Consider the following 14,072-nt stretch of genomic DNA (forward strand, 5'->3'; position numbering starts at 1 on the left):
AGATGGAGGGCACCTTTGTTGCGGATGTACCTGCCATCGATAAAAAAGGTATTGAGTTTAAAATCTATTATATCAGTCCGTTAGGAAGTTTTGCTACTTGGAAATCAACGAAACAGACGGGAAGTTATGACTTACGAACCTTCGAGATTCATGCCCGTCCCACTCAGAAAGTGGATGACCTGCGCCCCGGTATGTCCGTATTACTGACATTAAATGAATGATAGAATGAGTTCGTCACAAACATATTCTCCTTTTCGTTCCGTGCTGCTCAGGGAGTGGCGACGGATGACTTCACGACGCCTTTATCTGGGTGTGTGTATCATCCTGCCGCTATTTACCCTTTTCTTCATGGCAACAATCTTCGGCAACGGGCAGATGGAAAACATTCCCATCGGTATTGTCGATCAGGACAATACTGCCTCTTCACGGGCAATCGCCCGAAATATATCTGCTGTGCCAACATTTAAAGTGACAAGGCATTTTGTGAATGAGGAAGCTGCCCGAAAGGCCGTACAGAAGAAGGAAATTTATGGCTATCTCTCCATTCCTCCCAAATTTGAGCAAGATGCTATTTCGGGAAAGAATGCGACTCTCTCCTATTATTATCATTATGCGTTGCTTTCGGTAGGTGGCGAATTGATGGCTGCTTTCGAAACGTCGCTGGCTCCTGTGTCGCTCTCTCCCATTGTGATGCAAGCTGTCGCTCTCGGAGTGGAACAAGACAAGATCACTACATTCCTGTTGCCCGTACAAGCCAGCAATCACCCTATATACAATCCGAGTCTGGATTATTCGGTTTATCTGAGCCAACCGTTTTTCTTCGTCTTGTTTCAGGTATTGATTTTACTCATTACTGTATATGCAGTCGGAATTGAGATTAAATTTCGCACTGCCGATGAATGGCTGTTTGTTGCCAAAGGAAATATGGTAACGGCTGTTTTAGGAAAACTACTCCCCTACACCATTATCTTTATTCTGATAGGATGGCTGGCAAATTATGTGATGTTCGGCATTCTGCATATTCCTTTTCAAGGAAGCTGGTTATTGATGAATATGCTGACAGCGCTTTTTGTCGTGGCAACACAGGCATTGGGATTATTCCTGTTTTCACTATTTCCGGCTATCTCTCTGATCATAAGTATTGTTTCCATGGTCGGCTCTTTGGGAGCTACTTTATCCGGTGTCACTTTTCCGGTGACCAATATGTATCCTTTGGTACGAGATGCCTCCTATCTTTTTCCTGTCCGGCATTTTACAGAAATGATGCAAAATATGCTCTACGGAGGGAGTGGTTTTATCTACCTTTGGCCATCGGTTGTGATACTATGTATCTTTCCGTTGCTGGCTTTTGTGTTGCTTCCTCATCTGAAACGTGCCATAGAAAGTCATAAATATGAAAAAATTAAATAAGTTACAACAGTTATCGTTCATCATCCGACGTGAATATTGGGCTATCAGTACCAGCTATGCTGTATTACTGGTACTGATGGGTGGAATCTTCGTGTACGGATTACTCTATAATTATATGTATGCCCCCAATATTGTAACGGATGTCCCGGTTGCCGTAGTCGATAACTCACATAGCGAGTTGAGCCGTAATTTCATCCGCTGGCTGGATGCTACGCCTCAAGCGGAAATTTATGATCAGGCTATGGATTATCACGAAGCTAAGGAATGGATGAAAGCTGGAAAAGTACAAGGTATTTTATATCTCCCTCATGATTTTGAGGAACGGGTATTTCGTGGAGATGAAGCTGTGTTTTCTCTGTATGCCACTACCGATGCTTTTCTCTATTTTGAAGCCTTACAAGGAGCTTCTTCACGTGTGATGCTGGCTATCAATGACAAATATCGTCCGGACGGAGCAGTCTTTCTGCCTCCTCAGGGATTATTGGCGGTAGCTATGGCAAAGCCTGTAAATGTAGCGGGAACCGCACTCTATAACTATACGGAAGGATATGGGTCTTATCTGATTCCGGCCGTTATGGTCATTATTATTTTTCAGACATTACTGATGGTCATAGGTATGCTGACCGGAGAAGAACATATGACAAAAGGTATCCTTGCCTATACTCCTTTCGGAAAAAGCTGGGCAGTCGCTATACGTATTGTAGCAGGGAAAACGTTTGTCTACTGTAGTTTGTATGCTGTTTTTTCATTCTTTCTATTAGGGTTGCTTCCTCATTTCTTTAGTATTCCCAATATTGGAAACGGATTGTATATTGTATTGATGATGATCCCCTACTTGCTGGCGACTTCTTTTCTGGGGCTGGCAGCCTCCCGATATTTCACTGATTCGGAAGCACCATTGCTTATGATTGCATTTTTCTCGGTAGGACTGATTTTTCTTTCCGGTGTTTCCTATCCGATGGAGCTAATGCCTTGGTATTGGAAAGCTGCTCATTATATTTTTCCGGCAGCACCTGCTACACTTGCCTTTGTGAAGTTGAACTCAATGGGGGCAAGTATGGCTGATATCCAACTTGAATACATTACTTTATGGATTCAGGTGATTGTTTATTTTGCATTAAGTATATGGGTTTATAAACGAAAACTCAGTTGATAGATATACTTTTAGTTGCAGATTTTAAACAATAATTACTCAAAACTATAATATTTCAGCCAACGAATAATTAACTATGGAAATAAAATGTTTTTTGTTGAACATTTTACTTGATTATCTCGTCCTTTTTTATTTATTTTGTTAACTATTATTTGGAGATAGGCTATAGTACTACTTTAAATGTAAACATCTATATGAGGAATATTATACTATTTTTATTTTTGTTGCCGTTGATGGCATATGGACAAACATACAAATATATTGGAGTAGAGGATGGTTTAAGTAACCGGAGAATATACAATATTCAGAAAGATCGTCAGGGATATATGTGGTTTCTCACCAACGAAGGTATGGACCGATACAACGGTCAGGATATAAAACACTATAAATTAATTGAAGCAAACAGGGAGCTAAATTCGGACATAGATCTCGGATGGCTGTATGCAGATAAAAAAGGGGGAATATGGGTGATTGGAAGAAAAGGACGTATCTTTCAGTATGAAGAGAAATATGACCGTTTTAAGATGATTTACAAATTGCCGGAAGCCACTGATGTTATCAGCTACGGTTATTTGGATCGTAACAGTAATATTTGGTTGTGCAGCAATGATTCTATCTTGTTGTATAATACGGAAACAGCACAGACTTTACAGTTTCCTAATGTATTGGATGAGAATATCACAGTAGTAGAGCAGGCGGATGATACTCATTTCTTTGTGGCAACAGAAATGGGGGTCCGGTATACTCAGTTAAATAAAGGAGCTTTGCATATTATTCCTTTTGAAACGCTTGATAATGTCTATACGCAAATAAACGGGCTTTATTATCACCGACAACTTCAAAGGCTCTTTATTGGTACTTTCAGTGATGGTACTTTTGCTTATGATATGTCAACTCAACAAATTATCAAGCCAGATACTGCTTTGGGTGATGTAAGTATCACTCATATCAGACCGCTGAATGAAAAGGAACTTTTAGTTTGCCACAGAGGGAATGGGAGTACACAAAATAGATGTAAATACCTGTAAAACTTCTCCATACATTGTAGCAAACTATGAAAGTTATAATGAAATGAATGGAAATAACATTACGGATATTTATATTGATAAAGAAAAACGAATCTGGCTTGCCAATTATCCGGCAGGGATTACGGTAGTCGATCCCCGTTATAAGAATTATCATTGGATAAAACATTCTATCGGTAATAAACAGTCTATTGTCAATGATCAGGTTCATGCGGTCATTGAAGATAGTGAAGGTGACTTATGGTTTGGAACAAGCAATGGGATCAGTTTCCATGATTCCAAAACAGGTCAATGGCATTCTTTCTTAAGTTCTTTTGATAAGCAACTGAAAGACAAAAATCATATTTTCATCACTTTGTGTGAAGTTTCGCCGGGCATTATCTGGGCAGGAGGATATACGTCGGGCATTTATAAGATTAATAAGAAGACATTGGCTGTAGAGTATTTCTCGCCTTTCCTGCTTAGTTCTGTCAACATACGACCAGATAAATATATACGGGATATGATTAAAGATTCAAAAGGGTATATATGGTCGGGAGGATATTACAATCTAAAGTGTATTGATCCGAGAAAGAATACTGTCCGTCTGTATCCTGGAGTAAATACTGTTACAGCTATTGAGGAAAAGGATATCAATTCTATGTGGGTGGGAACTGCCACAGGACTATTTCTGCTTGATCGAAACTCTGGTGAGTATCAGTATATTTTAATGCCTGTGGAGTCGACTTACATCAATACGCTTTATCAGGCAAATGATGGATCACTGTACATCGGTACAAATGGTTCGGGAGTACTTATATATAATCCTAAAAATAGGAGTTTCGAACACTATTATGCCGATAATTCGGCACTTGTTTCCAATAATATCTATACTATTCTTCCGGAAATGGATGGACAGATAATGATGAGTACGGAAAGCGGAATCACCAGCTTTTCTACGGAGAAAAGATCATTCCACAACTGGAGTCGAGAGCAAGGAATGATGTCGGCCTGTTTCAACGCTACTTCCGGCGTTTTACGCAAAAATAAAAGTTTTGTTTTCGGAAGCGTTGATGGTGCTGTTGAATTTCCCGCAGGCATCAAGTTACCGGATTATGAATACTCAAAAATGATATTCAGCGATTTTCATATTTCTTATCAGCCTATTTATCCGGGGGATAAGGACTCTCCTCTGGAGAAAGATATTGACAAAACAGATGTATTGAAGCTGAAATACGGTCAGAATACCTTTTCATTCCGGGTTTCTTCTATCAATTATGATTTTCCTTCCCATTCTGTATATTATTGGAGACTGGAAGGTTCTTCATATAATGAATGGGTGCAATTGAACAGTAATAGTCTGATTCGTTTCACCAATTTAAGCCCTGGCAACTATAAACTTTATGTGCGTGCTATATCCAAAGAAGAGCCTAGTATTGTTTTCGAAGAACGGCAGGTCGAAATAATAATAGCGCAGCCTGTATGGTTTAGCGGATGGGCTATATTCATTTATATACTTGTGATTGCGTTTCTATTCGGTATTGCTTTCCGGATTATGATTCTGAAAAAGCAGAAAAAGATATCAGATGAAAAGACACATTTCTTTATAAACACTGCTCATGATATCCGTACTCCTCTTACTTTGATAAAGGCTCCTTTAGAAGAATTTGTTGAAGAGGAAACATTGACAGAGATCGGTTCGCAGCGTATAAACACGGCATTGAGAAATGTAAATGCCCTTTTACGGCTGAGTACTAACTTAATTAATTTCGAGCGGGCTGATGTTTATTCTTCTGAATTGCATATTTCCGAATATGAACTGAATACGTATATGAATGAAATCTATAATAGTTTTTGTTCGTATGCTAACATCAAGCATATTGACTTTACATACAAAAGTGACTTTAATTATCTGAATGTATGGTTCGATAAAGATAAGATGGATTCTATCTTAAAGAATCTGGTATCCAACGCGTTGAAATATACACCTGAAAATGGAATGGTCAGCATATTTGTTTCTGAGACTAAAGAATCCTGGAGGCTGGAAGTCAAAGATACGGGAATAGGCATTCCGGCAAACGAACAGAACAAATTACTTAAGATGCACTTTCGGGGTACGAATGCTATTAACGCAAAGATAACCGGTAGTGGAATCGGACTAAAACTAGTTGGAAAATTAGTGAGTCTTCATAGTGGTAAGATAAATATAGAGAGCATTGAACAACAAGGTACCACTATCACTATTGTTTTCCCGAAGGGTAATAAGCATTTCCGTCATTCGAATCTGATAGATCCGGAGAAACCCGGCAGACAGGAAGTAGTATTGGATGCTCCAATTATATCCGAAGCGGCTGTAAAGACAAGCGATGAGAATCTGCAACGTATTCTTATTGTTGAGGATAATGATGAACTACGCGCTTATCTGGTCAATTCATTATCACCAATGTATAATGTGCAGGCTTGCGGTAATGGTAAGGAAGCATTGATCATTGCAAAAGAATTTTGGCCAGAGCTTATTCTTTCCGACATTATGATGCCGGAAATGCGGGGTGATGAACTGTGTATTGCCATTAAAAATGATATAGAAACATCTCATATTCCGGTATTGTTACTCACTGCTTTAGGAGAAGAGCAGAATATATTGGATGGGCTTCATATTGGCGCTGATGAATATATTATAAAACCATTCAGCGTAAGAATTCTGAAAGCAAGTGTTGTTAATTTATTGGCAAACCGTGCACTGTTGCGTAGCAGATATGCCAATCTGGAAATAGAAGATACCAAAGTCATGACACCATTGGCGAATGGAATGAATAGCCTTGATTGGAAATTTATATCGGATGTGAAGAAGAGTATTGAGGATAATATTGATAATGCCGCTTTTTCCGTTGAAGTGCTCAATGATTTGCATGGTATGAGTCGCACCAGCTTTTATTGTAAACTGAAAGCACTGACAGATCTCTCTCCCCAAGAGCTTATAAAATCAGTCCGTTTGAAACGTGCTGTACAGTTGCTAAAAGAAGGCAAGCATAATATTACTGAAGTTTCAGAACTATGTGGATTTTCAGAGTCCAAATATTTCCGACAAGTATTCAAGAAAGAATATAAAATGAGTCCAAGCCAGTATGCTAAGGAATATGGTACTTCTTCCGCTATTATTGAAGATGATACCTCTCAGGACGATTCGGATAAATAAAATAAGTATAGATAAGAGGTAGCTTTTCCCTTGTAGAAGAAGCTACCTCTTATCTATTCAATAAATAGGAATATTATTTGCATATCAAGTATTTAATAAACAAATAACCTCCTAATACTTGCAGGCACATTCCGGGAATACCGATGCGGAAATCCTGAACAGTTTTGTAGAAATTTCCTATATACATCCACTCTCCCAATGTGCCGATGATCTGATAAAACAAGACTACTCCTGCTAATACAGGGATAGAAATGCGTCCGAAGCGTTGCGCAGCCCATCCGGCGGCGATTGCTAATAATACGGATTTCAATAGAATGGCAGGCAATACTGCGGGCACTGGCATACCAAAGAGCAAAGAATTTATGACTGGAGACAAGATAGCAGTTAGCAAACCGACCTTCCAGCCATATTTGTAAGCACCGATCAGAGTGAAGAAATAAATAGGCAGCCAGGTTAATCCACCTAGTGGAATGAGATGAAAGAGTCTGGGAAAAAGGATATTGCCAACGATGAATAACGAGGTTGCTAAATAGGTCTTCACATTACTGTAATTCAGTGAATAGAGTTTTACTGTTGTTTCCATATCTTTATTCTTTTAGAAATTCAAATTAATACCACCCATAAATGTTGCCTTGGGCATGGGATACCCTGTATTTATTTCGTAACGTTGTGCCAACAGGTTTTTCACCTTTTCACAAAGATGTTGGCAAAATTACAAATACGATAACTTCCTCGCAGATTCCATAAAACAAAACTATCCTGTTGCTCGGTGCCTTTATTATTAACGATTACAGAAGTGTAAAGTCCTTTAATATATTGCATTCCTGTCGATACAGTCCAGCGACCTGCGGTATAGTCTGCTCCGACATACAATTTGTGTTCAGGAGCGGCGAGAACCGGGTTTTCCATGTGCAACCAACTATAGTTGGCATTCACATTCCAATGAGAATTAAACCGATAACCGATATTCGCTTCAATTCCCCAGTTTTCTATTTCTCCGGAATTGACGTTCAGCGGAGGTATCAAGCCATTGCTCATAATAATATTGTCACCGTTAATATAATACAGGTTCAGTCCGTAATATAAGGCTCCTTCCAATAATCGTTGAGAATAGGAAAGTTCATAACTGACCAGTTTCTCCGGGTTCAGTTCCGGATTGGCAGGAGCAAACATATACATCTCCCGAATGGTAGGGTTGCGATATCCTTTGCTCATCATCGCTTTGAGTTCTGCGTTTTTGGGAAGATGAAAAGCCAGTCCTCCCTGTGGAATCCATTCAGTACCTACATGAGAGTGATGATCTACACGAACACCCGCATCCAATGACAACCAGCTATTTATATCTTGGCGGAAATCGACATATCCTGCAAATTCATCCATTTGCTTGTCTACTCCCAGTTTCCGCTCTCCGGTAGCCAAGATTTTGTTCCATGATTTGCCTCCGAAGTGCTGATAGTCAAATCCTATCGTCAAATGATTGCCTGTGAAGAACGTAGCGCTCTGATACCAGGAAATGCCGAACATCTTGTCTTTAGAATTAAAGTGTGATGTTTGCGGCTGTTCTCCTGTTTTATATCCGTCATTGATTTTATGCCGTCCCCAATTATAGAAAAAGCTCAAAGCTCCTGATGTCTTCTCATAATGGTTTTCCAAGGCAAGCGAGGTCATACCACGTGTAATACGCGAATCATTGTCGATAAGTGGAACTTGTATCGTTCCCGGATTGGAAGCATTGAAATGGGTTACATTTACATCTCCCCAGAATTTCCAGGAAGAGCTGAAATCATATCCTAATTTTGCGTATCCTCCATATTGTTCAAACTCCATATCGGGGCGGTGTCCGTCCGTACGATTGTAAGAACCGGTAACGATACTGCTGAAACGTCCTTTCTTTACACGGTTGGAAAATTCCGTCTGCAAAGTGTTGTATGAGCCATACCCTACCTGCATATTCGTTCTTACTCCCTCATCTTGCTGTTTGCGGGTGACTATATTGATTACTCCGCCCATTGCATTCGAGCCATAGAGTACAGAGGCAGGGCCGCGCAAGACTTCCACTTTCTCTGTCAACATAGACTGATATGCATCCGCAATCGGATGTCCCATCAATCCCATATATTGCGGATGTCCATCGATCAAAACCAATAAACCTGCTGTCGGGCTGCCTCCGATACCACGCAGACTCATGCCACCTGCCGCACCTGTGGATACACCATATCCCATGATACCACGGCTGGTAGTAAAGAATCCGGGAACCTGTTCCGTCAATAGCGGCAAAAGTGAAGGTTCATATCTTTTCTCTATTTGTTGCCTTCCTACTACTGAAATAGTCATGGGAAGGTGACGAATATCCGTCTCGTTCCGTGTTCCGGTAACTACGACTTCGTCAATAGTATAGTTTCTTTTGACTTGTGTGCTGTCTTTTCCGGGTTGTGCCATTCCTGAAATGGAAAGCAGGCTGCCGAACAAAAACAAACAAACTGTATTTGTTTTCATATTCTGTTTCGCGCTTTTATTTCTCTTGCAACTTTTTACCACTTCTTATTTTTTCGAGGAAATCACGAATCAGCGGCAATATGGCTTCTGCTGATTCTTCTTCGCTACACATCGTTTCTACCGGACACCAGCCTGTGTGATCACGATTCCATATAAAAGGTACTTCTTGTACGAAATGGACTTTTATATCCGAGCTTCGTAATAAATCCAACGCTTTCGAACTGATGATGTCTGTATGAAGTTCCCGGATACCTCCCAAAATCATGAGGGCGGCAGCCCCCTTCCCTACTACTTTGTCGGCTATCGAAGCTCCTTTCAGAAAATCCGGTTCCTGTGTCAGCAAATCATATAAATCTGCTACGCCACGTTGGGTAAAGGTACGTATGTTGTCTCCATTGGCAATCACACAGGAATATCCTCCCGAGTGTAATAAGTTGATTAATTCTTCCATTATAAGGTTCCTTGTTTCAGTTGTTCTACAAATTGGTCTATCCGGTGCAGTTCTTTGGGTATATCTATGTTTTGAGGACAGTGAGGTACGCATTGATTACATCCGATGCAATGACTAGCCTGACGGAGTTTAGGTACACTGCGGTCATATCCTACAAGAAATGCCCGGCGGGCTTTGACATAATTCTCATCCTGTCCGTTTTTAGGAACATTGCCTTCATTGACACAACGGTTATAATGTAATAAGACAGCCGGAATATCCAGGCCATACGGACATGGCATACAATATTTGCAGTCATTGCAAGGGATGGTAGGATACTTCAGCATTAACTGTGCCGTGTCTTCCAGAAAATCCATCTCTTCGTCAGTCAGCGGTTCCAATGGAGAATAAGTGCGCAGGTTATCCTGCAAATGTTCCATATACGTCATACCGCTTAATACAGTCAATATATCGGGGAATGTTCCGGCAAAGCGGAAAGCCCATGAAGCTACGCTGCTTTCCGGACGGCGTTGTTTGAGACGTGCCACCAGATTGTCATTCAGTTTAGACAAACGACCTCCCAAAAGCGGTTCCATGATAATGGATGGAATCCCCCTTTTATGTAGCTCACCATACAGATATTCGGCATCGGTATTCCGGGTATTTGTCTCTTTCGCGTGCTTCCAGTCCACATAGTTAAGCTGTATTTGTACGAAATCCCACTTTATCTCATCGTGTCGGGAAAGCAGATAATCATATACTTCGATGTCGCCATGATAGGAGAATCCGAGATTGCGGATGCGACCTGCTTCACGTTCTTTTATCAAAAAGTCAAGCATTCCATTATCCAGATATCGTCCTTTAAGGGCATCCATTCCCCCCATACCGATGCCATGAAGCAGCATATAATCGATATAGTCCACTTGAAGGTCTGCAAAAGATTTATGATACATTTTGAGGGAAGCTTCGCGTGACCATGTATCCGGAGAGAAGTTGGATAGTTTGGTAGCAATGAAGTATTTATCACGTGGATAACGGCTTAGCGCAATTCCTGTGGATTTCTCAGAAAAACCTTGTACGTAGGCCGGAGATGTATCGAAATAGTTTACTCCATGAGCGATGGCGTAATCGATTAATCCGTTCACTGCATCCTGATCGATCACTTCACCCTTACCGTCGGGAGACGGTTTGAGAGGCCAGCGCATACAGCCGTATCCTAAAAGCGACACCCGGTCGCCTGTTGTTGGAGACGTGCGGTAAGTCATTTTGTCGGTAGGAATTTCCCCTTCTGCCGATGCACTGCTTGATGAAGAAGTGCCTTTTGACGAGCATCCGTATAGTATCGCTGTCGATGTAGCCGCACTGATACCTACGATTTTGATAAAATCTCTTCTGTTTATGTCTTTCTTATTTTTTTCTTCCATAATCTTGTTCTGATTTAAATCATACAATTCTGTGCATCTGATGTCCGGTCACGTAAATGGCACTGAAAGGACGGGATGGACAAAGATTCTCGCAAGCACCACAACCAATACACCGTTCGACATTGATTGCCGGAATCTTCGGTGAGTCCGCTATTTCGGGATCGGAAGCTACCATCTGAATAGCGGCTGCCGGACAATGGCGGGCACAGTTGCCGCATTCCATTCCATCAGTCAGCGGTACGCAGTTCTCCTTGATCCATACAGCATGCCCGATTTGGATGGCGGATTTCTCTGCCAGGCTGGTCAGATGAATGGCATCTGTAGGGCATACTTCCGCACATTTGGCACACTCCGGACGGCAATAACCACGCTCGTAGGACATTTCCGGTTGCATGAGAGTTGCCAGATTACCGGATGGACGTAATACCTGAGTAGGACAAACAGAGACACATAGCTGACAGGCAGTACAATGTTGGGCAAAGTTGCGTGCATTTAATGATCCGGGAGGATAAATCGGATTCTCCCGGTTGGGAATCTTCTTGTCTTCAATGGCTGCCAATCCTCCGTCTACCTTTTTCTCCTGTGCTTTCAGTATGGTAGAAGTAGCGAAAATAGTCGATGCCGAAAGAAAACTACGACGGGCATTGTCAATCTGTTCCGAGGTCACGGATTTTATTTTAACCGTTTCCGTATTACCCCCTTCTTTCTTTTGAATACGTCTGGTATATTTAATAGCTCCTTGCTTACATTTTTCCAGGCAATCCATACAAGCGACACAACGGCTATAATCAATTTCATGGGCTTTGGCATTAATACAGGATGCTTTACAATTACGTGCGCACAATCCGCAGCTATTACATTTGGAAGTATCGATCACAGGCTTGAAGATGGAGTATCGTGATATGAATCCCAATACGGTGCCAACAGGACAAATGGTATTGCAATAAGTACGTCCGTTACGCCATGCCAAAACAAAAAGCACAATAAGGGTAATCACAGCAATGATCAGTGTTGAAAGACTTTTCATCCAGACATCCACTTCATAGAAAGCATAGCTTTCTGCCCGTTCGGCAAAATATGCCAAGAGATTATTTCCCCATTGCCATACCGGGGCCAGCAGACTGGAAACCATCCGGCCGTATGCACTGTAAGGTGCCAGTAGAACGACAAAAGTATTCAGCCCGGCAACCAAGGCAAGGATGAATACAGCCAATACACCATATCTCAGCCATTTTAAAGCCGGAGAATAACGGAAGCGATTCTTTTTCTGTTTGCCGGAGAACCATGAAACAGCATCCTGAAATACCCCTAACGGGCAAATGACCGAACAATAAATACGCCCGAATAGTAATGTGAGCACAATAAGGAATAGCACGACACCTATGTTCAAGGCTAATACTGCCGGTAGGAACTGAATTTTCGCCAGCCATCCGAACCATGTGTGCAATGTCCCTGTGAAATCAAGGAACAGCAGGGTAATAAGTGTGAAACACACGATTGCGGCTGTAAGTCTGATAGTACGCAACATAAATTTATTAGATTTTCAATTTATAGTAGTTATATCTTAATTATTTTCAATTTCATCAGAATCGAATCTTATGCTTTTTAACCGATGCAAATTTAAGCAGAGTGATTGATTTTTGCAGTATATAAATTACAGAAAGTTATACCAATATTACTGATTAGGATTTTTTTTAATTCTGGATTGTTATATCATAATTACCGAAAGTCATTGTACATAAGAGTTTCTGTCATTCAGAACATTTCCCTTGGTAACGGGAGGTCTGAATGACAGAGCAAAATGATTACTTTAAGACATTGGAGATTTTAGTATGTCTAGAAATAAATCTTATAACTTATATTGGGAATTAACCCTGTTCCTTCTTTCTCTTCAATTTCAAGGGTCCTTTCATTGTATTGGTAAAAGTGCATTCCGGTGCGCATACCTACATTCAGAATCTTCAATGAGAACTCATGAGATACTCTTTTCTTATTTATCCGGAAGCTGACAGAAACATCACCGTTTATGGAAGGACTGAATCTTTTGCTGTATGCTTTCGTTTCATCAAAAACGATGTCATGCTCTGCCTGACTTCTTTCTTCGTTTACGGGTGTGTAACGTTCCCCTCCCTGAAAGAATAAACGTCCGTTGAGACTCAGTACGTTTTGTTTAAGTTTGCCGACCATCCACTCTTTTCCGGCAAGCAAGTTCAGCAGATAGTTCTTATCCAGTCTTGTATTACGCCAAACGTTATCTCCTCCCCTATATTTCGATTTAAACAAAGAACCTGTAATCATATAGTAAAAGCCATTTTTCATATATTGTTCCAGCGTGATGTCTATCCCATAATTTCTGCCTTGACCGGCGTTGGTCAAGATTCTGTCCAAATAAAATTCCTCATGGTTAATGACCGAGAAGGAGGAGTTCTTTTCAACCGGTATGCGAAATAAATATTGGAAATAAGGCTCTATCTTTAAATGCAGGTTTTGATTGATATTCCAGTCGTATGTCATCCCGACATGATGCGCCCGGGAAAAATCCAGATATCGGTTTGACTGGTTCTTGCCGTTGACAACCTTTTCTACAAAATAATAATCCAGCTTTTCCCTGCGACTATGCAACCCATAGGCTAACGCCAAAGAATGTTTCGGATTTATTTTCCATTTTAGGGCAACCCGCGGTTCGATGGATAAGTTATTGTTCAAAGTAAAATATTGGGCTGTTACTCCTAAGCTGGTGACATCGGGTAAGTCAAGGGCATTGCTGCCCCCTTCTCCCCTAAGAACCGTACATGAGAGTTTCCCCTCATACGGCTCAAGCAACTCAATATTTCTATTTGTTGTTAGAAATCGGCTCATACTTTCAACATTTTCGTTTATTTCGCTTGTAGCAGTTGTTGTGGACAGTTGCCGTACAATCGAACCNCAACAGATATTTCGTTGACGTTCCATGCTTTTG

The 14,072-nt window shown here is 41.0% G+C and carries 6 protein-coding genes and 4 pseudogenes; 4 read left to right on the plus strand and 6 right to left on the minus strand.

Going from position 1 to position 14,072, the window contains the following annotated elements; all coding sequences use genetic code 11:
• The 4 genes and pseudogenes from HMPREF9007_RS12930 to HMPREF9007_RS12915 form a co-directional block, all read left to right on the plus strand.
• Positions 1-221, plus strand: a pseudogene (locus HMPREF9007_RS12930) (HlyD family secretion protein); the annotation flags it as partial.
• Between the two features lie 4 nt (positions 222-225).
• Positions 226-1,410 carry an ABC transporter permease gene (locus HMPREF9007_RS12925; protein WP_032850370.1) on the plus strand — a complete coding sequence of 395 codons (1,185 nt, stop codon included), beginning with the start codon at positions 226-228 and terminating at the stop codon, positions 1,408-1,410.
• Positions 1,394-2,563 (plus strand): ABC transporter permease, encoded by a 1,170-nt coding sequence (locus HMPREF9007_RS12920; protein ID WP_008761595.1) that lies wholly within the window; start codon positions 1,394-1,396, stop codon positions 2,561-2,563. Before HMPREF9007_RS12925 ends, HMPREF9007_RS12920 begins: the two co-directional genes overlap by 17 nt.
• 194 nt (positions 2,564-2,757) lie before the next feature.
• Positions 2,758-6,763: pseudogene (locus HMPREF9007_RS12915) on the plus strand (two-component regulator propeller domain-containing protein).
• A 73-nt stretch (positions 6,764-6,836) separates the two neighbouring features.
• Here HMPREF9007_RS12915 and HMPREF9007_RS12910 read toward each other — a convergent pair.
• From HMPREF9007_RS12910 to HMPREF9007_RS12885, 6 genes and pseudogenes are all read right to left on the minus strand, one after another.
• A complete protein-coding gene (locus tag HMPREF9007_RS12910; protein WP_008761596.1) occupies positions 6,837-7,346 on the minus strand; it encodes a hypothetical protein in 510 nt (169 codons plus the stop codon).
• Positions 7,347-7,358: 12 nt separating this feature from the next.
• Positions 7,359-9,259, minus strand: a pseudogene (locus HMPREF9007_RS12905) (TonB-dependent receptor).
• A gap of 16 nt (positions 9,260-9,275) precedes the next feature.
• Complete coding sequence (locus tag HMPREF9007_RS12900) at positions 9,276-9,710, minus strand: DUF1893 domain-containing protein (protein ID WP_008761597.1); 435 nt, start codon at positions 9,708-9,710, stop codon at positions 9,276-9,278.
• Positions 9,710-11,113: an aldo/keto reductase gene (locus HMPREF9007_RS12895; protein WP_008761598.1), complete on the minus strand. Its 1,404-nt coding sequence runs from the start codon at positions 11,111-11,113 to the stop codon at positions 9,710-9,712. Before HMPREF9007_RS12895 ends, HMPREF9007_RS12900 begins: the two co-directional genes overlap by 1 nt.
• A gap of 19 nt (positions 11,114-11,132) precedes the next feature.
• Complete coding sequence (locus HMPREF9007_RS12890; RefSeq protein WP_008761599.1) at positions 11,133-12,641, minus strand: 4Fe-4S binding protein; 1,509 nt, start codon at positions 12,639-12,641, stop codon at positions 11,133-11,135.
• Between the two features lie 308 nt (positions 12,642-12,949).
• Positions 12,950-13,879 (minus strand): annotated as a pseudogene (locus HMPREF9007_RS12885) (hypothetical protein); the annotation flags it as partial.
• Between the last annotated feature and the right edge of the window lie 193 nt (positions 13,880-14,072).

The organism is Bacteroides sp. 1_1_14, from assembly GCF_000162515.1.
Classification (GTDB): domain Bacteria; phylum Bacteroidota; class Bacteroidia; order Bacteroidales; family Bacteroidaceae; genus Bacteroides; species Bacteroides thetaiotaomicron.

What these genes read in the sequence shown, in the direction of transcription:
- HMPREF9007_RS12925 (WP_032850370.1), top strand. Translation starts at nt 226, where the DNA reads ATGAGTTCGTCACAAACATATTCTCCTTTTCGTTCCGTGCTGCTCAGG.
- HMPREF9007_RS12920 (WP_008761595.1), top strand. Translation starts at nt 1,394, where the DNA reads ATGAAAAAATTAAATAAGTTACAACAGTTATCGTTCATCATCCGACGT.
- HMPREF9007_RS12910 (WP_008761596.1), bottom strand. Translation starts at nt 7,346, where the DNA reads ATGGAAACAACAGTAAAACTCTATTCACTGAATTACAGTAATGTGAAG.
- HMPREF9007_RS12900 (WP_008761597.1), bottom strand. Translation starts at nt 9,710, where the DNA reads ATGGAAGAATTAATCAACTTATTACACTCGGGAGGATATTCCTGTGTG.
- HMPREF9007_RS12895 (WP_008761598.1), bottom strand. Translation starts at nt 11,113, where the DNA reads ATGGAAGAAAAAAATAAGAAAGACATAAACAGAAGAGATTTTATCAAA.
- HMPREF9007_RS12890 (WP_008761599.1), bottom strand. Translation starts at nt 12,641, where the DNA reads ATGTTGCGTACTATCAGACTTACAGCCGCAATCGTGTGTTTCACACTT.